This window comes from Enterobacter sp. Acro-832, assembly GCF_011752745.1.
In the GTDB taxonomy this organism is placed as follows: Bacteria; Pseudomonadota; Gammaproteobacteria; order Enterobacterales; family Enterobacteriaceae; genus Enterobacter; species Enterobacter quasiroggenkampii.
Genome location: NZ_VWWX01000002.1, coordinates 1 through 25,339 on the forward strand (window position 1 = coordinate 1; position 25,339 = coordinate 25,339).

Here is a 25,339-nt window from a genome sequence, read left to right on the forward strand (position 1 = left end):
GCTGCTGGTGTGCTTGGGCTTACCGACATGGATTGCCTGCCTCGACCTCTGCAACCATTGTCAGCTGGTGATATCGCGGATATTGCCCATGTGATAAGCATGCTGGAGCTGAAGTGATCTCTCCGCAAGACGGGGTGTCTACCGGTCCTTTTGAAACCTGGTGGGGGATCAATCGTCAGATGTTTGACACAAGTTCTTTAGGTCCGCTCTTCGCTAACTGCGGACCTCCAGCTAAGTTCGCCATGTCATAACAGGAAAGCCCATTATACACGTGTATAATGGGCTTTCCTGTTATGATTCGTTGGCTTGCTTCCCTTCATTATTAAGTGATGCCATCATTGAGAACCTGTTCCATAGGGAAGCATGACAGGTCTTCCATCACAGTGGACTTTCTGCTCAGTGAAGCCGTCCACTCCGTGCCAAAAGCGGAAGTCGCACAGAGATGTGCTATGTCCGTCAATAAGAAGTAGACTAAGCTTTGCATTTTGAAATTGCGGTAATAGGCAGTACTCATTAATAAATAATCACCTCATAGAACATAGCTACCAAGCTTATTCATCCTGTATTCTAGCTTAATGTTCTACACAGCAAGGAGGAAATATGTACGACAATGAACTAAAAGCATTTGCGAAAGAGCAAGAGCAAAAGTTGATCAACACCTTGGCAGATACTAGAGAACACTCTGGTGCCATTCTTAAAGTAAGAAATCGAGATGACTATCAGCGTGATTACGCACGAATTCTATATTCATCATCATTTCGTAGATTACAGGGAAAGATGCAGCTTTTTGAAGTCGATCCTGAAAAATTCAACAGAAACAGATTAACGCACAGTCTTGAGGTAGCGCAAATCGCCAGAAGTATCGCATCAGATCTCGAACTGGTTCATCCCGTGGTGGTTGAGCTGGCAGCTCTCGCGCATGATATCGGCAATCCTCCATTTGGTCATTCAGGTGAAAAACTGCTTAACGAACTGTCTAAGGATATTGGTGGTTACGAAGGTAACGCGCAGGCGCTACGCATACTTAGGAAACTTGAAAAAAAATATGCAGACTGTAGTGGCTTGAATCTGACTCACCGCAGCTTGCTTTCGGTTATTAAGTATCCCAATATCCGCTCTACTGCTAACAAATTCATTTATGATGACGACTTTGAATTTTACAATAAGCTGCTTTCTGAAAAGCAACTCGATCTAAAACCTGGAGAGAAAACGATTGATGCGCAGATAATGGATCTCGCGGATGAAATTGCCTATGCAGCACATGATCTAGAAGATGCCCTAAGCAGAAACATGGTCACGATCGAAGACATTGAGTATGAATTTCTTATTTCTGACGATTTCAAAGGCGCGTTAGACCAGTTTAGGGATCTTGTCATTCAGTCAAAAGAAACAGCCTTTCAGGCAATTTCACTCAAGACCTCAGAAGAGTTTGCAATGATTTTTCGTAAGGAATTGACCTCCAATATTGTCAATCGCCTCGTCACGGACATTTCTGTAATAAAGAACAAAAATGGCTTTCATGAGCTTGGATTCGGAAATCTGAATGCCTTATCTGAAGGTCTTAAAAAGCTACTTTTTAAAGTCATCATGAGAAAACGTAATATACTCACCTATGAGTTCAGAGGGAATATGATAATCAATGATTTATATGTTTTCTATAACAAGGATGAGAATTATAAGTTCCTCTCCCCTGAACTTAAGTTTTCCTTGCCAAAAAAAGACACTGATGAATTTATGGACAAGAAAAAGCGGGCGGTGGTTGACTATATTTCCGGCATGATGGATACGTTTGCTATAAAAGAATGGGAAACGCATTGCAAGAAATAGAATAATTAGATCCCAGAGGTGCGAATACTGTCGGCAATACTAATATAAGATCTTTAAGAGGTCATTGTGTGTGATGTTGACAACACTAAGATCCTCTAGGATATCCAACTTCTGTTGGGCAATAAAAACTAGATAGCTCAGCCCGTTATCCGGGCATTGCGGTTAGAGATATCTTTTAAGATTTTCAGGGCTGCAACAGCAGCCCTGTGCCGACAGCATACGTGGTCATCTAATAATAGTTAGGCCCTATGGTTCATAGTGATTTCTTATTTTTTGACAAAAAACTTTGAGTTACGTTGGCTAGCACTAAAATAGATAACAACAGCTGTATGCAAACTAGCATTCTGATTAATCTTGAGTTAGCGACTAAATCACCAAATGTAGTTGTTGTTGATATTCCAATGCTGTAAAAAGCGAAATCCCAAAAATTGAGATCTTCCTTTTGACGTTTACTCAACAAATCTTGCACATTATTTTTTATTTTAATTATTTTTTTATTATTTATAATTAATTTAGATCTCGCGTCATCTATTATTTTATTGGTGGTATTTAATTCAGAAACGATCTTTGGATCATTGAAGTCACCAGCATGTGATAAAACATACTCTAAAGCATCGCGTTCTAAAGTTGCTATCCTGAGTTTAATTTTCGATATTTCGATGTTTTTATCAGCCAACATAATATCAAACTGGCTTTCTTGAATTTTATTCTTCAGTGACAATATAGCTTTAAGCTCGCCTTCTTTAACATTCAGCTCCTTGTGAATTTTTAGAGACGCTTCGTCCACATAGGACTGTGTATTCTTAGCCCATGCTTTTGACAGATTTACGTTTATTAATTTTAGTTTTGATTCTTGCTGGGATAATATACTTTCAAGCTTAATGTTTTGACTAATTATTCTGTCAAATTCTTTTTTTTCTTTCAATGTCTCTTTGGAAAAAACCTCGTTTGAAATAACCTCATAATCCTCATGATTTTCACCATTATACGAAAATGCTAAATTTATAGCATTATGAATAGGAGTAGAGTTCAGAGCGTTATTTTTTATGAATGAGTCTGGATAAGCTAACCAAGTCCAATAGTATACTACAGCAAAAAATACAATTATCAGAGAATAGGTTAATGCTGCTTTGTTTTTAATTTTCATAGTGATAATAAATTATTTTCTTCATTTGCTCACAGTTTAACAAAATAGCCAGAGGAAATGCATTTTTTTGAGTATACGCATTCAATATCCTCCAGTTGGTGCCTGCTACTTGGCTGACCTGCTGCCCGTTGACTCCCACAGAATGCTGTGAGTAGTGTCCACAGATCGCTCATAGCTGCCGGTTAAATATTTTTTATTCATCATGCGAGGCGGCAGTCATCATCGCTGATGGTCCCATAAGCTCTCTAAATAATAGAAAGGAAAATTAAGGCTGTTCTTCTGCAATATTGGCAGAGCCAACGGTCAGCTCATAGTGATATTTCGCAAGTTCAAGTTGATCCATATCGCCATTGTGCTCAAAGTCGTTTTTTGCAGCCTTAAGCATGTCATCCGCTTTTTGTCTCAGTATCCCGGTTGTTGTTTTCTTCGTTTTTACGGCCTGAACAAGACGTTTGCAGAATGTTTCACCATCAGTCATTTCAAGATTTGCATCTTTCAAGCTATCGGGTGTTGAAACGGTCGGTGCAAGGTTGCTGTTGAAAAATGCCGTAGTCGCCAACTTGTAGCAGGGGGATTTTGCGTTTGCAAATTGAGTGAATAACAACATGAGGAAAAAGAAGTATTTTAATCCGCAGCAACATTTCATTGTTTTATCTCCGTTAGTGATTAAGTAGTTATCGAGCAGAATACGCGATTCTTTAGGTAAAATTTTGTCATTGGGAATAAATTTTAGTCTGTCCGGTTGGTCGTGGATTAAAGGGAAGGAATAACTAAGGTCACAGATGGAGGATTACTTAACAGCTGATTTTTCCCTGTCAGTAGAGCTGGGGGTAATCACTGAACTGTCTAGGTCGCATAGAAAATAGACTGAATGCCCCGGTTCTGGCAGAAAGTGGGGCGTAATGATTACGGTATGCCCATTGTTGGTACCATATGCCTTACAAGTGGTCGACGAACAGAATTGGCGGCCCGTTGGGCTGCGGCCGTAGAGCCCTGAGCGCCCTAGGAGTAGAAATTATGGCCTGACGAATGCTGGTTACTGCAGGTTTACTTGAAGTTGTATGGGCTTATGCAATGAAGTTGTCCGATGGATTTACCCGCCCACTGTACTCGATAGTGACTTTCGTCGGCATGATAGCAAGTTTTGCCTTACTCTCAGCGGCAATGCGCTCATTACCGCTGAGAGCGGCTTATACCATCTGGACTGGGATAGGAGCAGTAGGCTCATTTGTTGCTGGTCTGTATTTTCTTGGAGAACCAGCAACGCCGAAGCGCATACTCGCTGCGGTGGTGATTGTAGCGGGCCTTATTATGATGAAACTGGCATCCTGAGATATCCGCAGTGTTGGGCTGGGGCAATCTGACCCAGCAGCATCACCTATTGAACTCACAGCGCCTAACGGACATTCAACAAACAACGCTATTCTTTTAGTAAGGTCAAAGCCCTGCTTTTTATCCTGCAGAACTCCAGCCTCCCATCATCCACCTCAGTGCGCCGTGATATAAGGCTCCTTCACAAACTCCGCCAGCAGCCAGACCATATCATGCAGCAGCCCGGTCAGTTCTTTCGCCACGTTTACAGGGAGCGTCCCGCCCATCACCGCCAGCGTTAACGCTACGGCATAATCCACCTGCAACGTCGTCTCTTGCCAGCAGTCCGGCACGCAGGAAGCAATCTTTTCCCCCGTAATCAGCTGTTCAACCAGATACGGCGGAAGTTCCGAGTCACAGCACTCGCGCAGCCGTTTGAGCGCAGCCAGTAATTGCTTACAAAGCGCGGCAAACGTCACCGCATCGTCAGTTTCCACCAGTACGCTTACGTAAGCGGCGCAGGCATCGGCCAGTTCGAAGAGATCCGCAGAATCGGAAATGGGGTAGGTGATGAGCTGATGAACAGCGCTTTCCTCAGAAAGCGTGTAGGAAAATTCAGGGGTAGTCGCCATTTAGCATCCTCTTTGTCCAAAAAATGTCATGTTATGCTAACGGGTTCCTACGCCCGGTTACGGATGTGCCGCAACGCAGGCACTTTACGGCGGTGAAAAAAGGAAGGAAAGGGGATGCCCCTGAATTACATAAGGTTGCTTGCAGGTTTGCGAGGCGGCTTCCAGAAGGGCATTGCCGGGTGGCGGCTACGCCTGACCCGGCCTACAAAAATCACAGCCCTGTAGGCCCGCGCTAGCGCAGCGCCGCCGGACCTTCCTGCTGTAAAATGGGTTTTTGCCGATCGTGTGTGAATATCTGCCATTTTATCTGCGACGTACTCAGGGTAAAAATGGCCGTGGCCAGCGTGTTCTCTTCATCCGGGTCGTGTGGCGAGAGACGATAAATCGGGAGCGCGGGATCATGCTGGTCTGAAAGAATACCCAGTGCCGCTGCACCATCAAGGTGAGATTGCGTCTCCAGCCAGGCGTTTAGCCGCTGCTGGCGTGACCGGGAGCTGTCAGTGATCACCTGCTCAACAGCATCAAGCTGAGGGTGGATAAGGTGATTAGCATGGGCGAAAACGTCCCGTAGCGGCGTGACGGAACAGCCTGTTCCCGTCGCCTCCACGCTAAACAGCCGGCTGTCTCCCATTTGTCCCAGCGTATGATGAAAGGCTCCGGCGCGTGGTGATGAGGTCAGTATAGTGATAGCTTCGTCCAAGCTGGCGGCATTCAGCGCAGCGCGGGCAAGTATCTGGCGCGGCATGCCGTCCGGACGGTGCAAAGCGCGTATGTTATTCACCGTATTCACCACACCCTTTTCGTTTACGGCGAAGGTGTGTCCGCAAATCGATCCCGGATAAGCGAAACTGGTGAACGCCAGGCCGTCATCCGGGGTGATGCTGACGATGGCGCAGTCATTGCGAAGCTGCGGGAAACCGTCTTCATTATGCGCGATAATCAGCTCTCCCTCCGCGGTGCTTCCCGCTACCGTGGTGCAGCCATCAGAGGTTGAGCGCACCAGATCGCCGCGGCAGTTCCAGGCAAACACCTCATCAAACGGTGCATCCAGACCCGCGGCCAATCCCTCCAGCTCCTGCCAGATCAGGGGATACTGAGACTGGACCCGCGAACGCATGCTCCGGGTCTGTTCTGCGTCTTTCATGGCGGTAACGGTTTGCCACAACGCCGTTTGCGTCAGTTTTGCATGCCAGGCCTCGCGTCCGAACGCGCCAAGCGCCTGACCTACTGCAAAAGCGGAACCACGAATGTCGATTTTTTTCATAGTGTTGTTATTCACTTCTGTTCAGGATACGTGTTGCAAAAATTCTTTCAGGCGGGGATTGCGACTGCTATTCAGCAGCATATCAGGTGGACCATCTTCGGCAATGGTACCGCCATCAATAAAGATGAGCCGGGATGCCACATCGCGGGCGAAGCCGATTTCATGGGTCACAATCACCATGGTCATGCCTTCTTCGGCCAGCGAGCGCATGACTTTCAGCACCTCATGCCGTAATTCGGGGTCCAGCGCTGAGGTCGGCTCATCGAACAGCATCATTTTCGGTTTCACCGCCAGGGCTCTGGCAATGGCCACGCGTTGCTGCTGACCGCCAGAGAGCTCTGATGGGTAGTGACTGGCGCGTTCGCGTAAGCCAACGCGGTCCAGCAGCGCCAGCGCCTGTTCCCGCGCGGCGGCTTTGCTCTGTTTGCGTACGCGAACCGGACCAAACATCACATTCTCCAGCGCCGTCAGATGGGGGAACAGATGGAACTGCTGAAACACCATCCCGGCTTCACGGCGGATATCACATTCGTTAGCGTGAGGATCGGTAATATGCATTCCCGCTACCAGCAGCGTGCCGGAGGAAATTTCCTCCAGCTTGTTAATGCAGCGCAGCAGCGTCGATTTGCCCGAACCGGAAGGGCCGATGATCACCACGACTTCGCCAGCATCAATTTTTAAATTGATGTCGTGCAGTACCTGAGTGGCGCCGAAATTTTTCGACACTGCGCTAAATTCAACCATGCTCATAAAATATGGATCCTCTTCTCCAGTTGCTTCAGCAGGAAACTCAGGCACAGCGTCACCAGCAGGTAGATCATTGCCACTGCGGTCCAGACTTCCAGCGCGCGGAAATTACCGGCAATAATTTCTTGCCCCTGACGAGTCAATTCCGCCACACCAATCACAATAAACAGCGAGGTGTCTTTAATACTGATAATCCACTGATTACCCAACGCAGGGATCATACGGCGTAATGCCAGCGGCATAATGACATGCCATAGCGTGCTACGCTGGGATAATCCCATTGCCAGGCTGGCCTCTCTAAAACCTTTATTAATCGAGAGGATCGCCCCTCGGGTGATTTCTGCAATATAAGCACCCGAGTTAATCACAATGGTCGTAATGGCCGCCGTTACCGGGTCGATATGAATCGGTAACACCATGGGGAGTGCGAAGTAAATAAACATCACTTGCACCATAATAGGCGTTCCGCGGATTAACTCGACAAAAACTAACGAGACTGTTTTTGATATTTTCCCTCCGAGCGCCCGGCAGGTTCCCGCCAGCAGGCCAATAACAAAACCACCCAATAAACCTGATAATGAAATAATCAGCGTCAGCTGTAGTCCTTGCAACAGCAGCGGCAGGGACTCCCAAATATATTTACTGTCGAAATTCATATGTTACCCGTTAAGATGCAACGAGGTCGGATCGCTCCGACCTGGCGGGATTATTTTGGCTGTTTAGCAAACCACTTCACGTAAATCTTGTTGTAAGTTCCGTCCGCACGTAACGCCTGCAGTGCGGCGTTGATCTTCGGCGTCAGGCTGCTGTTCTTCTGCATGGCAAAACCGTAATGCTGTGGCAGAATGCTGTCAGTCTCGCCGGTCGATTTCACTTTGCCATCACCCGCCGTTTTTACGTAATAGAGCACATTGGGGGAATCATGTACCACGGCATCAAGGTTACCTGCCTGCAAATCAAGATAGGCGTTGTCGATATTTGGGAATTCAACATAGTTCGCCTTATATTTGCTTTTCATAAAGCTCGCCGCCGCCGTTCCCTGCTTTAATCCCACTTTCTTTCCTGCTAAATCGCTGAATTTAGTAATGGTATTATCGCTGCTTTTCACCGCCATTAATAAATCAGCATCATAATAACCGTCGCTGAAATCGACGACCTGTTTACGCGCGTCGGTTATCGTAATGCCCGCCATGGCGACATCCAGATTACGTGATTGCAAACCCGGAATCAGTCCCCCGAAGTCCATCGGGCGTAATTCGTAGCTGACATCCATTTTTTTGGCGATGGCATCCCACAAATCAATATCAAAGCCGACGTATTTATCGCCTTGTTTAAATTCAAAGGGGACAAAGGCGGTATCAACGCCAACCGTTAATTTATCCTGCGCTTGTGCCACAAAACTGGCGGAGCAAGCGACCAGCGCTAACGTAACTTTTAATTTAGTTAATAATCCAGACATGATAACCCTCGGCGTCAGTGAAGTAGCGTGCATGAATGTCACCCGGCGAAATACATCTGCGGGGTGGGAAAATAAAACGTTGATATGCAGGGCGCACTTTCATGCGCCAAAGTTAAAGCGAAAGCTTATGCGGGAATAATCTCATCCCGGGTGTCGGGTACCGGCGTCTGCGCGCCGTTCATTACCATTGAGAGAAAACTGTAATAGCCATTGATGCCGATCAGATCCACCACGCCTTTCTCGCCCCACAGCGCGATAGCGTGCTGCCAGGTGGCATCGCTGACCTTCTGCTGCTCCTGCAATTCCTTGCAAAAGTGATAGACCGCCCATTCATCCGGTTGCAGATCCTCTGGAAGACGCTTTTCATTAATCGCTTGCACCGCCGCGGCAGATATACCTTTCTCGCGCGCTATCGGCGCATGAATCGCCCACTCCACAGGCTGCGACCAGTGACGCGCGGTCATCAAAATCGCCAGTTCAGACAGGCGCTGCCCCAGCGCGCTGCGATAACGCAGGTATTCCCCCATGCGTTGTGCATGCGCCATAAGCTCTGGGCTGCGCAGCAGCGGCTCGAAAGGTGGCAGCAGCGCACCGCGGGGCCCGTTGATTATCTCTTCGGCCAACGCGCGCTGCTGGTCGTCCCACTCATGCTCCGCCAGCGGCGGTAAACGATTGATCATAATTTGCTGGTCTCTTCGCGAATCACGGTGTTCAGCGTGTCGACCACAAAGTCGAGCTGGCCAGGCGTGACGATAAACGGTGGTGCGATCAGGATATGGTCGCCATACTGGCCGTCAATAGTTCCACCCATTGGATAGACCATCAGCCCACGCGACATACAGTTTGCTTTGATGGCTGCATGCAGCTTCTGGGCAGGATCAAAGGGGGTTTTGCTCTCTTTATCGCGTACCAGCTCAACGCCCGCAAACAAGCCGCGTCCACGCGTATCACCAACGTGCGGTAATTCCCCCAGCACTTCACGCAATGCGCTGTGCAGGTAATCCCCCTGTTGCCTCACCGCCTGCAGCATATTGTCACGTGCAATCACCTGCTGCACGGCCAGGGCTGCGGACGCGGCGGTCGCGTGGCAAATGTAGGTGTGCCCGTGCTGGAACAGACCGCTACCGGCCTGCAGGGCTGAGACAATCTTCTCGCTCGCTAATACTGCGCCAATCGGCTGATAGCCGCCCCCCAGCCCCTTCGCGATGGTCACCAAATCCGGCACCACATCATCCTGTTCAAACGCATGCAATGTGCCGGTGCGTCCCATGCCGCACATGACTTCATCCGCGATGTAGAGGATGCCGTATTTATCACACAGGTTGCGTACACCTTTAAGATAGCCCGGGGTTGGCGGGGTGGCGCCGGTGGTGGCCCCCACCACGGTTTCTGCACAGAAACCAATAATGGTGTCGGGACCGGCCTCAATAATGGCGTGCTCCAGCTCGTTGAGCAGACGCGTGGTGTATTGCTGCTGGGTTTCGTCAGCGCGGCGGTCGCGATACTCATTGCAGGCCGAAACGCGGATCACGTCGATCAACAAGGGAGCAAACTGGCGGCGGCGCCATTCGTTGCCTCCCACCGCGAGCGCCCCAAGGGTATTGCCATGATAGCTTTGCTTACGGGCGATAAATTTGGTGCGCGACGGCTGGCCGATCTCAACAAAATACTGGCGCGCCAGCTTGAGCGCGGTTTCAACCGCTTCCGAACCGCCCGAAACGAAATAGGCATAGTTAAGATCGCCAGGCGCCGTGCGCGTCAGCTGTTCAGCAAGCTGCTCAACGGTGTCGCTGGTAAAAAAACTGGTGTGGGCATAGGCCAGTTGATCGATCTGGCGATGCATCGCAGCCAGCACGTCAGGATGCGCGTGGCCTAAACAGGAAACGGCGGCGCCACCGCAGGCATCCAGATACTGTTTTCCCTGTGCATCAAAAATGTACGCCCCCTGGGCGCGTACCGCCACGGCGGGCGTGCTGCGTAGACTGCGGTGAATGATATGGGTCATGCTGGTCCTGCTCCTGAATGCGCTGTGCTAATGAAGCGCATCATGCAGGATTCATTTGTATCACGTCAATTTCATTTTGATTCAAATGCATTCTGTTTTCTTATGCCGGATGCAAATGAATTATTTTTCAGGATTTCCCGGGCACCACATAGGCACCAGAGTTAATAAGGTAGCGTTCAGCATTTTCGATTTTATTCACTGCATCTCGACCATGGCGCGCGACCAGCATCGCCAGTAAACACTCGGCCAGCCCCATGCCGGACACCACGGAAGGGAAAAACGACGGGCTGTCTATGGAGAACAGCAGCGTGCAATCGGCAGCCTGGGCTAATGGCGAGACGGGAGAATCCGTGATGGCAACGATCGTCGCGCCTGCCTGCTGGGCCGCGCGCAGGACATCGAGCGACTCACGGGAATAGGGGGCAAAACTGGTGAGTAACAGGCAATCTTGTGCTGTTAATTCGCGGGTGAACACCTCGATGTTGCTTGCCAGACCATCAATTAACGACGCCTGCCGATTGAACAGTCGATAGACATAAAACAGCGACCAGGCGATAGGAAAGCTGGCCCGGAAGCCGCAAATATAGACATTCTCAGCCGCGTCCAGCAGCGATACGGCCTGCTCCATGGCCTGATGGTTCTCATGCTGTGTGAAAGCCAAATTGGCCTGATGCGCCTGAAACACCTCTTCATACAGCTGCGGCTGAGTGCCTTTGGCGATCAGCTTCTCGGCTTTGGATACATATGTATCATTGCGCAGCCCGAGTTCATCGATGAATGCGTCCTTGAGTTCACCCCAGCCGTTGTAGCCTAATCGTTGCGCTAGCCGCAGCAGCGTAGCGGGTTTTACACCGGCTTCACTGGCGAAGGCACGCATCGATAGCACGACCAGTTGATTGGTATTCTGTAGCGAGAACTCGGCAGCACGCTGTAATTCCGCAGACAACTCACTGAATGTACTGACAATATTTTCCCTTGGATTCATAGCAAATAGTCCCGCTGTTTAAGGTTAGCGCTGCTGTTGTCAAGTGACGTTCGATCTTCGCAGACTGAACGGACTCGCGTTGTCCCGGAAACGGATGATGAAAACACAGCGTAAATAAGTCAACGGGGAACTGAACAGGGGTATCAGACGTGCGAAACCATCCTGAACGCCAGAATTGTCCTCTTAAGCCATAGCAGAGAACGATATCTGGAGTTAACACCGGAGACTGGTATTGCCGGGTGGCGGCTACGCCTTACCCGGCCTACAAAAGAAAAGCGACACGAACCGTAGGCCCGCGCAAGCGAAGCGCCGCCGGGCACAGCAGCACGGCCGTCACCCCTCGCTCAGCATCGTCAAAAACCGCTTCACCGTCCGTGAGCGTTCAAAGCGCCGCCAGCAGAGCGCGATGTCGGTATACAGCTCCGGTGAACTCAGCGTGTGATAGGTGACATTCGGCGGAGATATAGCCGCCATGGATTTCGGCACCAGCGCAAACCCACCGCCTGCGGAAACCATGCTCAGGGAGGAGGAAAGCTGAGACGACTGCAGCGCGTGCTGCACGTCAATCCCGGCCCGCTCGCAGCAGCCGTGAACCCGGTCGTACAGGCCCGGCGCGACCTCCTGCGGGAACAGCACCACCGGCGTATCCCGAAGCTGCTCTAACGCCAGCGAATCGCACGTCGCCAGCGGATGATCGCGATGCAGCGCCACCACCATCGGCTCCCGGTCGAGGATTTTTAACTCGAACGCCTTGCTGCTCTCGCACGGCAGGCGCACGAAGGCGATATCCAGTTCACCCTCCGCCAGCATCGTCGTCAGGGACGACATATTGGCTTCCACCTGATGAACCTGCACCGCCATGTTCTGCACCTGAAACTGGCGAATCAGGGTAAAGATTTTGGGATGAAAAGCGTCGGAGCTGGTGATGCCAATCGACAGGTTGCCGTTCAGCCCGCGCGCGATGCCGCGGGCTTTCTCCAGCGCGGCATCGCTCAGCGCCAAGATCTTGCAGGCGTCCTCATAGAAGGCTTCTCCCGCTTCGGTCAGCTCCACGCCCCGCGTCAGGCGCCTGAACAGCGGCGTGCCCACTTCCTCTTCGAGCCGTTTGATCTGCTGACTCAGAGGAGGCTGCGAAATACCCAGCGCTTCGGCCGCCCTGGTGAAGTGTCGCTCGCGTGCAACCGCGACAAAATACCGCAGATAACGAAGTTCCATATCTAAAACGTCTCAAACCAGCATGGTTTCTATATTGGAACTCTCTGCTGAATCGGGTCAACATTTATTTAACCTTTCTAAATAAAGTTGAAGAGGACGAGCATGATGGTGCATTCATCTGCCTGCGACTGTGAAGCCAGTCTGTGCGAGACCCTGCGCGGGTTCTCTGCTCAGCATCCTGACAGCGTGATCTATCAGACATCGCTAATGAGCGCCCTGCTAAGCGGCGTGTATGAAGGAGAGACCACCATCGCCGATCTGCTGGCACACGGTGACTTTGGTCTGGGCACCTTCAACGAGCTGGACGGCGAAATGATCGCCTTCAGCAGCCAGGTGTACCAGCTGCGCGCCGACGGCAGCGCCCGGGCCGCGAAGCCGGAGCAAAAAACGCCGTTTGCGGTGATGACCTGGTTCCAGCCGCAGTATCGGATCACCTTCAATGCGCCGGTCAGCCGTCAGCAGATCCACGACGCGATCGACCAGCAGATCCCCTCCGATAACCTGTTCTGCGCGTTGCGCATTGACGGCAACTTCCGCCATGCCCACACCCGCACAGTACCGCGCCAGAAGCCGCCGTACCGCGCGATGACCGACGTGCTGGACGACCAGCCGGTGTTCCGCTTTAACCAGCGTGAAGGGGTGCTGGTCGGGTTCCGCACGCCGCAGCATATGCAGGGCATCAACGTGGCGGGCTACCACGAACATTTCATTACCGACGACCGTCAGGGCGGGGGGCATCTGCTCGACTACCAGCTGGAGAGCGGCGTGCTCACCTTCGGTGAAATTCACAAGCTGATGATCGACCTGCCCGCCGATAGCGCGTTTTTACAGGCCAACCTTCACCCCAGCAATCTGGATGCGGCGATCCGTGCCGTCGAAAACTAACAGGAGAACTACCGTGAACAGTGAGAAACAGTCACGTCAGTGGGCGCACGGCGCCGATTTGGTTGTCGGCCAGCTGGAAGCGCAGGGCGTGAAGCAGGTGTTCGGGATCCCGGGGGCGAAAATCGACAAGGTCTTTGACTCCCTGCTGGACTCCTCCATCGAGATTATTCCGGTGCGTCACGAAGCCAACGCGGCGTTTATGGCGGCGGCGGTAGGGCGTCTGACCGGCAAGGCCGGGGTGGCGCTGGTGACCTCCGGGCCCGGCTGTTCCAACCTGATCACCGGCATTGCCACCGCCAACAGCGAAGGCGACCCGGTGGTGGCGCTGGGCGGGGCGGTGAAGCGGGCGGATAAAGCGAAGCTGGTGCACCAGAGCATGGACACCGTCGCCATGTTCAGCCCGGTCACCAAATACGCCGTGGAGGTGAGTGCGCCGGACGCAATTGCTGAGGTGGTTTCCAACGCGTTTCGCGCCGCCGAGCACGGCAGGCCGGGGGGCGCCTTCGTCAGCCTGCCGCAGGATATTGTCGATCAGCCCGCCACGGGGGCGATTTTACCCGCCAGCGGTCCCGCGCTGATGGGGCCGGCACCGGAATCCGCCATCAACGACGTGGCGAAGCTTATCGAAAAGGCCAAAAACCCGGTCATCCTGCTGGGGCTGATGGCGAGCCAGCCCGCCAACAGCGCCGCGCTGCGCAAGCTGCTGGAGAAAAGCCGTATTCCGGTCACCAGCACCTATCAGGCCGCCGGGGCGGTGAATCAGGAGCACTTCACCCGCTTCGCCGGACGCGTCGGTCTGTTCAATAACCAGGCGGGTGACCGGCTGCTCCATCTGGCGGATCTGATTATCTGCATCGGCTACAGCCCGGTGGAGTACGAGCCGTCCATGTGGAACAGCGGCGACGCCACGCTGGTGCACATTGATGTGCTGCCAGCCTATGAAGAACGTAACTACGTGCCGGATCTGGAGCTGGTGGGGGACATCGCCGAAACCCTGAATCAGCTCGCTAACCGTATCGACCATAAGCTTGAGCTAAGCCAGCGGGCCTCCGAAATTCTGGTCGACCGCCAGCATCAGCGCGATCTGCTCGATCGTCGCGGCGCCTCGCTTAATCAGTTTGCCCTGCATCCGCTGCGCATCGTGCGCGCCATGCAGGACATCGTCAATAACGACGTGACGCTCACCGTGGATATGGGCAGCTTCCACATCTGGATCGCCCGCTACCTCTACAGCTTCCGGGCGCGTCAGGTGATGATCTCCAACGGTCAGCAGACCATGGGCGTCGCGCTGCCGTGGGCCATTGGCGCGTGGCTGGTCAACCCGAGCCGCAAGGTGGTGTCGGTCTCCGGCGACGGCGGCTTCCTGCAGTCGAGCATGGAGCTGGAAACCGCGGTGCGCCTCAACGCTAACGTGCTGCACATCATCTGGGTGGATAACGGCTACAACATGGTTGCCATTCAGGAAGAGAAAAAATACCAGCGTCTTTCCGGCGTCGAGTTCGGCCCGGTCGATTTCAAAGTCTATGCCGACGCCTTTGGCGCGAAAGGCTTTGCCGTGGAGAGCGCCGACGCGCTCGAACCCACGCTGCGTGCGGCAATGGATGTGGATGGCCCGGCCGTGGTGGCCATTCCCGTCGACTACAGCGATAACCCGCTGCTGATGGGCCAGCTCCATCTCAGCCAGATTTTGTGACTCAACATAAGGACAGAGAAATGCAAAAAGTTGCTCTCGTAACAGGCTCAGGCCAGGGGATTGGTAAAGCAATTGCGCTTCGCCTGGTGAAGGATGGATTTGCCGTCGCCATCGCCGACTATAACGTGGAAACGGCAAGAGCCGTCGCCGATGAAATCATCCGTAACGGCGGTAATGCCGTCGCCGTGAAGGTGGACGTCTCTGACCGCGAGCAGGTATTTGCGGCGGTGGAGAAAGCCCGCACCGCGCTGGGCGGCTTCAACGTGATCGTCAATAACGCCGGGATCGCGCCGTCCACGCCGATCGAGTCCATCACGCCGGAGATTGTCGACAAGGTCTACAACATTAACGTGAAAGGGGTGATCTGGGGGATCCAGGCCGCGATTGACGCGTTCCGCAAAGAGGGGCACGGGGGCAAAATTATCAACGCCTGCTCCCAGGCGGGCCACACCGGCAACCCGGAGCTGGCCGTCTACAGTTCCAGCAAGTTCGCGGTACGCGGCTTGACCCAGACCGCCGCGCGGGATCTTGCTCCGCTGGGGATCACCGTTAACGCCTACTGCCCGGGCATCGTGAAAACGCCGATGTGGGCAGAGATCGACCGTCAGGTCTCCGAGGCGGCGGGTAAACCGCTGGGCTACGGGACCGAAACCTTTGCCAAACGCATCACGCTTGGCCGCCTGTCCGAACCGGAAGATGTCGCTGCCTGCGTTTCATACCTAGCGGGACCGGATTCCGACTACATGACCGGCCAGTCTCTGCTCATCGATGGTGGGATGGTGTTCAACTAAATTCTAATAAGCTCTGACATGAGTTTTCCCCTGCACCCGTGCAGGGGCTTTTTTTTGTCTCCTCCGCCATTGTGCATTACACTGCGCGCTGCAAAACTTTAGTCATTACGATCTGACAGGCGGTAACAGCGATGAACGGTACAATCACAACGTGGTTTAAAGATAAAGGCTTTGGATTTATCAAAGATGAAAACGGCGACAACCGCTATTTTCATGTGATTAAGGTCGCGAACCCCGATCTGATTAAGAAAGATGCCGCGGTGACCTTCGAGCCAACCACCAACAACAAAGGCCTTTCCGCCTACGCGGTGAAGGTGATCCCCGAAAGCAAACATCTCTATATCGCAGGCGAGCGCGTGAAGCTCACCTCGATCAAATCCTTCGTGGTGTTCAACGAAGAAGAGCCCGCGGATACCAAAATCGACAAAGAAAATGCGGTGCTGTCGGTGGGGCTGCTGATGAACAGCATCAAGCCGAAATCTGATAAAAAGCCGGGCGAAATGCGCACGGTGAAGAAGCTGGCGATCACCACCTTCCAGAATACGACGCTGATCTTCACCGAAGATGAGATCGACATTGATGCCACGGTGAAACTGCTGAAGTAATTGTTTGCCGGGTGGCGGCGACGCCTTACCCGGCCTACGAAAAACCATCAACGCGCCACCGGGCACCGCCGCACGCACTTAACCCATCCTGTGCTCGCCCCGTAACATCGCCTCACGGTCAAACACCTTCTGGATCTTCCCGTGCGCCATCAATGCCGCCCGGTCGGACATATGGGCAATCACATCCGCGTCGTGACTGACCAGCAGATAGGTCATCTCATGCTCGGCCTTCAGGCGGTTAAGCAGGTTCAGGATTTCCGCCTGTACCGACATATCCAGCGCCGAGGTCGGTTCATCCAGCAACAGAAGCTGCGGGCGCAGCAGCAGCGCGCGGGCAATGGCAACGCGCTGACGCTGGCCGCCGGAAAGCTGGTGCGGGTAGCGCCTGCCCGCGTCGGCGGAGAGCCCCACCTCGTGCAGCGCATTGGCCACCTTTTCCGCGATCTGCGTCTCGCCGTGGATGCTTAACGGCTCCGACAGCGTGCGCGCAATGGTGTGGTTCGGGTGCAGCGACGCCCACGGATCCTGAAACACCATCTGCACGTTGCGGCGAAGCTCGCCTTCAAAACGTCGCCCTGGCGTTAACGCTTCTCCCAGCAGCGCAATACTGCCGCGCCAGTCGCGCTGCAGCCCAGCCAGCACGCGCAGAAGGGTCGATTTGCCGCAGCCGGATTCGCCAATCAGGCTGAACGTTTCGCCTCTCTCAATGCTAAAGCTGGCGGCAGAGACCGCCGTTTTTTCCCCGAAGGTGACCTGCACCTGGTTAACCTCAACGAGCGCCATCGTTGGCCTCCTTCCACGGCTGTGAACGGTCGAGCGTCGGCAGCATCTGTCCATAAGTATGGGCGTCTGGACGACAGGTCCACAGGGTGCGCGTGTACGGATGCGTCGCCTGCGGGAGCTGGCTCGCTGTCATCTCATCCACCTTTTCGCCCTGATACATCACCAGCACGCGGTCGCAGTGCTCCGCCACCAGCGGCAGATCGTGGCTGATTAACAGCATCGCCATCTGGCGTTCTTCGCACTGCTGCACCAGCAGCTCGAGGATCTGGTTGCGCAGGCGCGCATCCAGCGCGGAGGTCGGTTCGTCGGCAATCAGCACCTGCGGGTTGTTGATCAGCGCAATCGCAATCATCACCCGCTGGCCCATGCCCCCGGAAAGCTCACCGGGGTAGCGTGACAGCACGTTCTCGCTCAGCCCGACGGCGCGGAGGATGTCGTGAATACGCGCCGCACGCTCCGGGCGCGACAGGCGCTGATGCAGCGTGAGCGCCTCATCAAGCTGGGCGACGACGCTTTTGACGGGATTAAGGGCGTAACGCGGATCCTGCAAGACCATCGCAATGCCGTTGCCGCGCAGCGCCTGCCAGCGGCGGGCGCTCAGGGTCAGCAGGTCGTTGCCCAGTACGTTAAGCCGGTTGGCGCTTACGATACCGGGTTTGCGCACCAGACCCATCAGGGCGCGGGCGGACATGGACTTGCCGGAGCCGGATTCCCCCACCAGCGCCAGCCGCTCGTTGCCAAGCGTAAAGCTCAGGTTGTTGACCACGCGTGCGGCAGGGTAGTCGATATTCAGCGCATCGACGATGACGCGGTGTTCAGTCATGCTGTGGCTCCAGTACGTCGCGCAGGCCATCGCCTAACAGGTTAAACGCCAGGCTGGCAAACAGGATGGCTCCGCCCGGAATGGCGGCAATCCACCACTGGTCGAAAATGACCTGCATGCCGTCCGCAATCATCGCCCCCCATTCGGCCATGGGCGGACGTGCGCCAAGGCCGAGGAAGCCGAGACCGGCGGCTGCCAGAATAATCCCCGCCAGATCCAGCGCCAGCCGCACAATCGCGGAGGGCAGGCACAGGGGCAGAATATGGCCGACCAGCAGGCGCAGGCCGCGGATCCCCATCATCTCGGCGGCGGCCAGATAATCGCTGTGGCGCAGACGCTGGATCTCGCTCCGCGCCTGCCGCGCGTAAGCAGGCCAGGTGGTTAAGGCCAGCGCCAGCGCGCCGTTGACCAGCCCCGGACCGAGCATCGCGACAAATGCGAAGGCGAGGATCAGGCGCGGCATTGACATCACCACGTCGGTGAAGCGCATCAGGATACGCTCCATCCAGCCGCCGTAGTAGCCGGACAAAATGCCCACCAGCAGCCCGGCGGGCAGGGTAATAACCGTCACCAGGGCCACCAGCCCGAGCGCCGGACGCGTGCCGTAAATCAGGCGCGAGAGCAGATCCCGCCCGTAGCCGTCGGTGCCCAGCCAGTGCAGGCCGGTCGGTGCCTGCAGGCGCGCGGCGGCGTCCTGCCAGTTCGGATCAACCGGTGCCAGCCACGGGGCGAACAGGGCAATAAACACCAGCAGCACGATGGCAATCAGTCCGCAAACGGCGGCAGGGGAGCGGCGCAGGCGGCGTAAGAAGAGATAAAACGGCATCAGCGCACCCTGGGATCGGTCGCCCGCACAAGCAGGTCGGTAAGGTTATTGATCAGCACAAAGCAGACGCCAATCAGCAGCGTGCCGCCCATGACCGCGGTGGTGTCTCCGGCGAACAGGGCGGTGGTGAGATAGCGTCCGATGCCCGGCCACGAGAACACGGTCTCTGTTAATACCGCACCTTCCAGCATGCTGGTGTAGGCCAGGGCAATCACCGTCAGCAGGGTACTGCGAATGTTCGGCAGCACGTGGCGCAGCAGAATGGTCATCTCCCCGGCGCCCTTGGCGCGGGCAAGGAGGATGTACTCCTTGTTCATTTCGCCGAGGCAGGCGGAGCGGGTCAGGCGAGTAATGCTTGCCAGCGAGTAATAGGCCAGCAACAGCACCGGCAGCACCAGGTGGCTAAGGGCGTTGCGGAATGCCTCGCGATCGCCGGAAAGCCAGGTATCTATCAGCGCAAAGCCGGTGCGTGGCTCGACGGTGAACTGCCAGATATCGTCCAGCCTGCCGGGGCCCGCGCTCCACTGCAGCTTCGCGTAGAACAGGGCCAGCATCAGCAGGCCAAGCCAGAAAATCGGCACCGAGTTGCCGAGCAGGGTGAGCGTTCTGATCGCTAAGTCCAGTGGCGAACCGGCGTAGCGGGCGCACAGCACACCCGCAATCACGCCGAGTACCGTGCCGATAATTAGCGCCAGCGTTGCCAGCTCCAGCGTGGCGGGGAAGGCGTGCAGTAGATCCTGCAGCACCGGCTGCCCGGTGGCGCTGGCGGTGCCCAAATCACCGTGGGCAAGGTTTTGCAGGTAGTGCCAGAACTGCACGGGCAGGGGACGATCCAGCCCAAGCTGGTGGCGAACCTGATCGTACGTCGACTGGCTGGCGTGATCCCCGACGATCTGCAGCACGCGATCGACCGGTGAAAACGCCGAGAGCGCAAACGTGACGAGCAGCAGCCCGAAGAGCGTGAGCAGCAGGGTCAGCAGGCCCTGAAGCACGCGGGTGGAAAGATGTGGCATGGGAAATCTCTTCATGCCGGGTGCGGCTTCGCCTTACCCGGCCTACAAAAACCGAGAACACAGGCCGGGTCAGCGCAGCGCCACCCGGCAACAAGGGCTATTTCGTGACGCGATCGTACCAGACCATATCCGCGTTCAGCCCCTGCTGATACCCCTTCACGTTATCGCGCACCACGATCTGGGTTTTGCCCTGATCGACGAACACGTACGGCGAGCTCTGCTGCAGCTGTTCCTGCATTTTCTTGTACAGATCCAGACGCTTCGCCGGATCCGGTTCGGCAACCGCCGCCAGCGTGGCCTTGTTCAGCTCCGGAATTTTCCAGCCGTTCAGGCCAGCCACGGTGCTGGACTTCCCGTCGTTCCACGCGAAGGCGCTGGCGTTAGAGTGCGCATCGAAGTAGTCCGGGATCCACAGACGAATCGCCGCCTGATGCTGCTTAGCGCGCACGCGGGCATAGACCTGGCTCCCGGCGGCAGGCAGCAGATCCACCTTCACGCCACCCTGAGCGAAGCTCGCCTGCATCGACTGGGCGATGGTGATAAACGGCGGCTTGTTCTCCACGTCCAGCGTGAAGTGCGCGTCCTTAATGCCCGCTTTGGCGAGAATGGCTTTCGCTTTTGCCGGGTCAAATTTAAACGGATTATCTTCCAGCGCGCCCGGCAGGCCGACCGGCAGGAAGCTCTGATGAACAAAATACTGGCCTTTCAGCAGGTTCTTCGTGATGCCGTCATAATCGACCAGCCAGCGCGACGCTTCCCAGAAGGCCGGGTTATTAAGCAGCGGATTGGCGCTGTTGCCGGTGTTAAACACCAGGTAATTCTGCTCGGCGGACGGAATGCTCAGCACCTTCACACCCGGCTTGCCGTCCAGGGCGCTTATCTGATCTGCACCCAGATCGCGCGCCACGTCCGCGTCCCCCTGCTGGATCAGCAGGCGGCGTGAAGCCGGATCGGGGACGTTTTTAATGATGATGCTTTTGAGCTTCGGCGCGCCGCCGGGCGCGGAGTCGTTAGCTTCCAGCACGATGGCCTGATGCGGCTGATAGACGCGCATTTTGAATGCGCCGCTGCCCGCCGAGTGCATTTTCAGCCACGCGTTACCGAAGTCATTATTCTTCACGTTCGCGGCGACCTCTTTTTCATCGACGATGGAGGCAATCGGCGTGGAGAGAATATTCAGCGCCACCGACGGGCTGACGTCCGCCGTCCAGTGAAGCTGGAGGGTATGATCGTCCACTTTCTTCAGCTGGCTGGCGATGTTGCTCGCCTCCCAGCCCAGCACGTTGAGGATAAAGGCCGGGGATTTGTTCAGCGTCACGGCGCGGGTATAAGAGAAGATCACGTCTTCCGGGCGCAGCGGATTGCCGGAGGCGAATTTCGCATCGGGTTTAAGCTTGATGGTCAGGGTTTTTGCTGCCGCGTCCGCTTCCCAGCTTTCTGCCAGAATCGGCGTGATTTTTTCCGGATTATCGCGGTCCGGCTGTACCAGACGCTGGTACAGGCTCGGCACGGTCTGGATGCTGGAGAGCTCGTTGGCTTCGGCCGGGTCGAGGCTCACGATATCATCAAGCCCCTGGGCAACCACCAGCGTGTTGGGCGGCGTAGCGGCGTGGGCTGCGCCTGAGAGCGCAGCCAGCACCAGTAACGGCAACAGTTTTTTTGTCATAGCGATCCCTGAGAAGAATATATTGTGATTGTTTTATGCTCCGCTACGTTAGGGCGACTGTGACATTCCACAAAGTCGAAATTCAGCTTTACTTATGCCTTCCGGGAATATCGCATGCGCTCGGGCTATTAAAACACGCTGCTTTTCGCCTGCTTTTTAACCTGCTATAACAAATGCCTTACCTTTCAGGGAGTCATCGCCGTGCCCGAAATCAATCAACATGGTCAAACCGTTAACGATATCGTTCCCGACTGGAAAGGCGCGCGCGCGTTAACCCGCACGCCGCTGTTCGGCCAGTATTGTCGCCTGGAGCCGCTGGACGCCGATCGCCACGCGGCCGATCTCTATGAGGCCTACGCGCTGGGCGACGACAGCGACTGGACGTGGCTTGCCAGCACGCAGCCCACGAGCGTGGAAGCCACCGCGCACTGGATCATGGCGAAGGTCATGGATGATGAGCTTGTGCCGTTTGCCGTCATTGACTTACGCACCGAACGGGCGGTGGGGCTGGTGAGCTATATGGCTAACGAGCGGCTGCTGGGGTCGGTTGAGATAGGACATGTCACCTGGTCGCGTAAGATGAAAGGTTCCCGCATCGGCACTGAAACGGTGTGGCTGCTGCTGAAAAATGCGTTTGAGCACGGCTACCGGCGCCTCGAGTGGAAGTGCGATTCGATGAACGTGGCGTCGCGCAGGGCGGCGGAGCGGCTGGGGTTTGTCTGGGAAGGGCGCCTGCGCCAGAAGCTGGTGCGCAAAGGGCGCAACCGCGACAGCGATATGCTTTCTATTATTGACGGCGAATGGCCGCAAAGAGATGCGGAGCTGCGCGCCTGGCTGGCGGCGGAGAATTTTGACGACGACGGGCGTCAGATAAGGCGCCTTGAGGCGTTTCGGTTATAAGTTTTTTATGTAGGGTACAGCGTAAACGCGCGGCTAATCCGCGGAAATCGCGATTTCAATCAGGTTGGTTTTTCCTGACTGTAGCCCGCGCGCTACCGCTTCGGCGATATCGGCAGCCTCGGTTACCCGGCAGCAGTGGACGCCCATGGCGGTGGCCAGCGACTGAAAATCGATATGCGGGTTCACCAGGTCCATCCCGATAAAACGCCCCAGCCGCGTTGAGCTGTAGTCAGCCTGGCTCTTCATAAAGTTTTTCAGGATGTTGTACTCCCTGTTATTCATGACGATAAAGGTGACCGGCAGATTTTCGTGTGCCGCCGTCCAGAGCGCCTGCGGCGAGTACAGGGAGGCTCCGTCACCTATCAGGCAGACCACCGGCTCCCGTCCGCGTCCCAGCGAGTGCCCTACTGAGGCAGGCATCCCCCAGCCCAGCCCGCCGCCGCGCATAAAGTAGTAGCGCTGGTGCTGCTGGTCAGAGATGAACCGGCGGACATGCCTGGCGGTCGCTATCGCCTCATCAACGATGGTGGTACCCGCCGGAATGGATCGGATGACTTCCCAGGCTGCGACCATCGGGGAGATCGCCGGGCGTAGCCGCTCGGCGGCCAGACGTTCCTCCTGCTGCTGCCACTCCTTCTCCCGTTCGTCGCGGGCCGCAACCAGCAGCCGCTGGTGGACCAGCCTGCTGGCGATCAGGCGCTGCTCAAGCTTCGGCAGCAGTTCGTGCAGGGACAATTTGATATCCCCCATCACCGAAAGGCGAGTGGCATAGGTGCGGCCAAGTTCGTGCATATCCGCCGAGAGCTGATACACCGCGCAGGTCGCCGGAATGGCCTCGCCCTCGCTGTACAAAATGGTGATCAGGCTTCTGCCGCCGATGATGAATACGGCATCGTAGGCATTGATGATGCTGGCGATTTCGCTGGCGGTGGTGGGCATATTGCCCCGCCAGAGCGCGTGCTGAGTGGGAAAAGGTAAATTCAGCGGCCAGGAGGAGCCGTAGACGTGGGCGCTGAGCGCTTCCGCCAGCTGGACAATCTCCTGCGTCGAGCCGCTGGAGTGCACCTCATCGCCTGCCACAATCATGATCCTGCCGGGCGTAACCTGGCTCAGTTCTTCGGCCAGCTCGTCCAGCGAGCCCGCCACGGTGTGGTAGTTCACTTTAGAGGCCGTTTGTATCCCGGCGTCGCTCAGCTCTTCCATCACGTTCATTGGCAGAGAGAGCAGCACCGGACCAGCCGGAGGATAGCTGGCAGCATGAAACGCCCGGCGCACCAGCACCGGGAGCTGGTCGGCGCTGGTGACCTCCTGCGCCCATTTCATGACCGGGGAGCCAATGGAAACAATATCATCGTACAGGAGCGGGTCGCGCACGTAGTGTCGCGTATCCTGCTGTCCGACGGTGACAACCAGCGGGGTTTTCATGATCCGCGAATTAATGAGATTCCCCATGCCGTGCCCGAGGCCGCTCGCGGTATGCAAATTGATAAAGCCCGTTTTGCCGGAGGCTTTCGCATAGCCGTCAGCAATTGCCACCACGGTGCTCTCCTGTAGCGCCAGAATATAATGAATATTTTCATGGCGAAGCAGGGCATCAATGAGCGGAAGCTCGGTGGTACCGGGGTTGCCAAAAATATATTCCACGCCTTCACTCTCCAGCACTTCAAGGAGAATATCGGCACCCGTTCGCATATTGAGATCTGATAAGGACGTTAATGATTTAATCATACTGACACCTCATTCAGTATTATTTAACCCAGGCTAAAATTCTTCCTGCGTTGGACGAACAACAATTTCATTAATATCAACGTCGCCAGGCTGTTCAATAGCAAATAAAACCGCGCGGGCAATCGCGTCAGCCGGAATAGCCTGCTTATAAAACTCATGGAGAAATTTTTTGCTCTCTTCGTCAGAGCTACCGAATTGCAGTTCGCTCTCGACGGCACCGGGCGAAATAAGCGTCGTGCGGAGGGTTTTACCCGCCTCCTGACGTAAGCCTTCACTCAGCGCGCGGACGGCGAATTTCGTGGCGCTGTACACCACGCCGCCAGGCGCCAGCACCTTGATGCCCGCGACGGAGGCAACGTTAATAAAATGCCCGCTGCCCTGACGCTGGAACACCGGGAAAGCGGCAGCGATGCCGTACAGTACCCCTTTCAGATTGGTATCAATCATCTTGTCCCATTCGTCGGTTTTCAGCTCGCTGAGGGGAGCGATAGCCATAAAGCCCGCGTTGTTGATCAGCACATCCACGCGCTGGTAGGCGTCAACGGCAGCGTCAATGGCGCGCTGAACCTCTTCCTGACGGGTGACATCGGCCTTGACGGCAATAGCCTTGCCGCCTTGCTGAATAATCTGATCCACCAGGGCATTAATTCTGTCCAGACGGCGCGCCACCAGCACCAGCGAAAACGCGTTATTCGCTAAATGGAGGGCAATCGCCTGACCAATACCGCTGCTGGCACCGGTAATGACAACAACCTTGTTTGCACTATTATTCATGATCTTATCTCGCTATTGAGTGATGCAAAAAATAAAAGGCAGAGAAGCGTTAATGAATAATGACAAATTCATTAACGCGGTTTTGGATATATTGTGTATCGGGAATAAAATGATGTTCGTTTAAAACTTAATGGAGTACGGAAGAGTCTGTCAATGTCGTTTTTTAATAATTAAATTAATTGCAGACCTAATATTTAATTCTTATAGGTAACCGAGAATAGTACATAAATGAAATCGGGTCACGATAGCGGCCCTGCGAA

Annotated in this window: 25 protein-coding genes and 1 pseudogene; 8 read left to right on the plus strand and 18 right to left on the minus strand. The window is 54.9% G+C overall.

Annotation, left to right across the window (positions count from 1 at the left end):
* Both F3J31_RS23390 and dgt read left to right on the plus strand, forming a co-directional pair.
* Positions 1–117: pseudogene (locus F3J31_RS23390) on the plus strand (dihydrodipicolinate synthase family protein); the annotation flags it as partial.
* A gap of 483 nt (positions 118–600) precedes the next feature.
* On the plus strand, positions 601–1,827 hold the full coding sequence (gene dgt / locus F3J31_RS06430; protein ID WP_167212042.1) for a dGTP triphosphohydrolase: 1,227 nt from the start codon (positions 601–603) through the stop codon (positions 1,825–1,827).
* Positions 1,828–2,080: 253 nt separating this feature from the next.
* Here the strand turns inward: dgt and F3J31_RS06435 are convergent, their stop codons facing one another.
* Together F3J31_RS06435 and F3J31_RS06440 are read right to left on the minus strand one after the other, a co-directional pair.
* Positions 2,081–2,974, minus strand: a complete 894-nt coding sequence (locus F3J31_RS06435; RefSeq protein WP_167212045.1) for an ion channel — start codon at positions 2,972–2,974, stop codon at positions 2,081–2,083.
* 265 nt (positions 2,975–3,239) lie between these two features.
* On the minus strand, positions 3,240–3,620 hold the full coding sequence (locus F3J31_RS06440) for a hypothetical protein (protein ID WP_167212048.1): 381 nt from the start codon (positions 3,618–3,620) through the stop codon (positions 3,240–3,242).
* 383 nt (positions 3,621–4,003) lie between these two features.
* Here F3J31_RS06440 and F3J31_RS06445 point away from each other — a divergent pair, with 383 nt between their 5' ends.
* Positions 4,004–4,306, plus strand: a complete 303-nt coding sequence (locus tag F3J31_RS06445) for a multidrug efflux SMR transporter (RefSeq protein WP_167212049.1) — start codon at positions 4,004–4,006, stop codon at positions 4,304–4,306.
* A gap of 155 nt (positions 4,307–4,461) precedes the next feature.
* On the opposite strand, the gene F3J31_RS06450 is transcribed toward F3J31_RS06445, so the two are convergent.
* The 9 genes from F3J31_RS06450 to F3J31_RS06490 all read right to left on the minus strand — a co-directional run bounded on the left by F3J31_RS06450 (position 4,462) and on the right by F3J31_RS06490 (position 12,592).
* Complete coding sequence (locus F3J31_RS06450) at positions 4,462–4,917, minus strand: hypothetical protein (protein WP_167212052.1); 456 nt, start codon at positions 4,915–4,917, stop codon at positions 4,462–4,464.
* Between the two features lie 232 nt (positions 4,918–5,149).
* Complete coding sequence (locus F3J31_RS06455; RefSeq protein ID WP_167212055.1) at positions 5,150–6,181, minus strand: C45 family peptidase; 1,032 nt, start codon at positions 6,179–6,181, stop codon at positions 5,150–5,152.
* 21 nt (positions 6,182–6,202) lie between these two features.
* Complete coding sequence (gene glnQ / locus F3J31_RS06460; RefSeq protein WP_024906944.1) at positions 6,203–6,925, minus strand: glutamine ABC transporter ATP-binding protein GlnQ; 723 nt, start codon at positions 6,923–6,925, stop codon at positions 6,203–6,205.
* 2 nt (positions 6,926–6,927) lie between these two features.
* Positions 6,928–7,584: a glutamine ABC transporter permease GlnP gene (gene glnP / locus F3J31_RS06465; protein WP_024906945.1), complete on the minus strand. Its 657-nt coding sequence runs from the start codon at positions 7,582–7,584 to the stop codon at positions 6,928–6,930.
* Positions 7,585–7,634: 50 nt separating this feature from the next.
* Positions 7,635–8,387, minus strand: coding sequence for a glutamine ABC transporter substrate-binding protein GlnH (glnH, locus tag F3J31_RS06470; protein ID WP_045909654.1), 753 nt, complete (start codon positions 8,385–8,387; stop codon positions 7,635–7,637).
* Positions 8,388–8,512: 125 nt separating this feature from the next.
* The gene (locus F3J31_RS06475; RefSeq protein WP_175557789.1) at positions 8,513–9,067 is read right to left on the minus strand and encodes a carboxymuconolactone decarboxylase family protein; all 555 of its coding nucleotides are present in this window, start codon (positions 9,065–9,067) and stop codon (positions 8,513–8,515) included.
* Entirely contained in the window at positions 9,064–10,392 is a 1,329-nt protein-coding gene (locus F3J31_RS06480) for an aspartate aminotransferase family protein (protein ID WP_167212058.1), read from the minus strand. The genes F3J31_RS06475 and F3J31_RS06480 overlap by 4 nt, the downstream gene beginning before the upstream one ends.
* A 127-nt stretch (positions 10,393–10,519) precedes the next feature.
* A complete protein-coding gene (locus F3J31_RS06485) occupies positions 10,520–11,377 on the minus strand; it encodes a MurR/RpiR family transcriptional regulator (RefSeq protein WP_167212061.1) in 858 nt (285 codons plus the stop codon).
* A 333-nt stretch (positions 11,378–11,710) separates the two neighbouring features.
* Complete coding sequence (locus F3J31_RS06490; protein ID WP_111967349.1) at positions 11,711–12,592, minus strand: LysR family transcriptional regulator; 882 nt, start codon at positions 12,590–12,592, stop codon at positions 11,711–11,713.
* 105 nt (positions 12,593–12,697) lie between these two features.
* Here F3J31_RS06490 and budA point away from each other — a divergent pair, with 105 nt between their 5' ends.
* The 4 genes from budA to F3J31_RS06510 all read left to right on the plus strand — a co-directional run bounded on the left by budA (position 12,698) and on the right by F3J31_RS06510 (position 16,566).
* On the plus strand, positions 12,698–13,477 hold the full coding sequence (gene budA, locus F3J31_RS06495; protein ID WP_086374961.1) for an acetolactate decarboxylase: 780 nt from the start codon (positions 12,698–12,700) through the stop codon (positions 13,475–13,477).
* A 13-nt stretch (positions 13,478–13,490) separates the two neighbouring features.
* Positions 13,491–15,170, plus strand: coding sequence for an acetolactate synthase AlsS (gene alsS, locus F3J31_RS06500; RefSeq protein WP_024906953.1), 1,680 nt, complete (start codon positions 13,491–13,493; stop codon positions 15,168–15,170).
* 20 nt (positions 15,171–15,190) lie between these two features.
* On the plus strand, positions 15,191–15,961 hold the full coding sequence (locus F3J31_RS06505) for a (S)-acetoin forming diacetyl reductase (protein WP_045402003.1): 771 nt from the start codon (positions 15,191–15,193) through the stop codon (positions 15,959–15,961).
* Between the two features lie 131 nt (positions 15,962–16,092).
* On the plus strand, positions 16,093–16,566 hold the full coding sequence (locus tag F3J31_RS06510) for a cold shock domain-containing protein (protein ID WP_045909648.1): 474 nt from the start codon (positions 16,093–16,095) through the stop codon (positions 16,564–16,566).
* 78 nt (positions 16,567–16,644) lie between these two features.
* On the opposite strand, the gene F3J31_RS06515 is transcribed toward F3J31_RS06510, so the two are convergent.
* From F3J31_RS06515 to F3J31_RS06535, 5 genes are all read right to left on the minus strand, one after another.
* On the minus strand, positions 16,645–17,349 hold the full coding sequence (locus F3J31_RS06515; RefSeq protein ID WP_126534567.1) for an ABC transporter ATP-binding protein: 705 nt from the start codon (positions 17,347–17,349) through the stop codon (positions 16,645–16,647).
* On the minus strand, positions 17,336–18,172 hold the full coding sequence (locus F3J31_RS06520; protein ID WP_167212064.1) for an ABC transporter ATP-binding protein: 837 nt from the start codon (positions 18,170–18,172) through the stop codon (positions 17,336–17,338). Before F3J31_RS06520 ends, F3J31_RS06515 begins: the two co-directional genes overlap by 14 nt.
* Positions 18,165–18,998: an ABC transporter permease gene (locus F3J31_RS06525; protein ID WP_167212067.1), complete on the minus strand. Its 834-nt coding sequence runs from the start codon at positions 18,996–18,998 to the stop codon at positions 18,165–18,167. Before F3J31_RS06525 ends, F3J31_RS06520 begins: the two co-directional genes overlap by 8 nt.
* A complete protein-coding gene (locus tag F3J31_RS06530) occupies positions 18,998–20,011 on the minus strand; it encodes an ABC transporter permease (protein WP_126534570.1) in 1,014 nt (337 codons plus the stop codon). The genes F3J31_RS06525 and F3J31_RS06530 overlap by 1 nt, the downstream gene beginning before the upstream one ends.
* Positions 20,012–20,108: 97 nt before the next feature.
* Positions 20,109–21,677 (minus strand): ABC transporter substrate-binding protein, encoded by a 1,569-nt coding sequence (locus tag F3J31_RS06535; RefSeq protein WP_167212070.1) that lies wholly within the window; start codon positions 21,675–21,677, stop codon positions 20,109–20,111.
* A gap of 201 nt (positions 21,678–21,878) precedes the next feature.
* On the opposite strand from F3J31_RS06535, the gene F3J31_RS06540 reads away from it, so the two are divergent.
* Entirely contained in the window at positions 21,879–22,577 is a 699-nt protein-coding gene (locus F3J31_RS06540; RefSeq protein WP_157188743.1) for a GNAT family protein, read from the plus strand.
* Between the two features lie 33 nt (positions 22,578–22,610).
* Here the strand turns inward: F3J31_RS06540 and F3J31_RS06545 are convergent, their stop codons facing one another.
* Positions 22,611–24,305 carry a thiamine pyrophosphate-binding protein gene (locus F3J31_RS06545; protein ID WP_167212073.1) on the minus strand — a complete coding sequence of 565 codons (1,695 nt, stop codon included), beginning with the start codon at positions 24,303–24,305 and terminating at the stop codon, positions 22,611–22,613.
* 33 nt (positions 24,306–24,338) lie between these two features.
* The gene (locus tag F3J31_RS06550) at positions 24,339–25,079 is read right to left on the minus strand and encodes an SDR family oxidoreductase (protein WP_048026922.1); all 741 of its coding nucleotides are present in this window, start codon (positions 25,077–25,079) and stop codon (positions 24,339–24,341) included.
* Between the last annotated feature and the right edge of the window lie 260 nt (positions 25,080–25,339).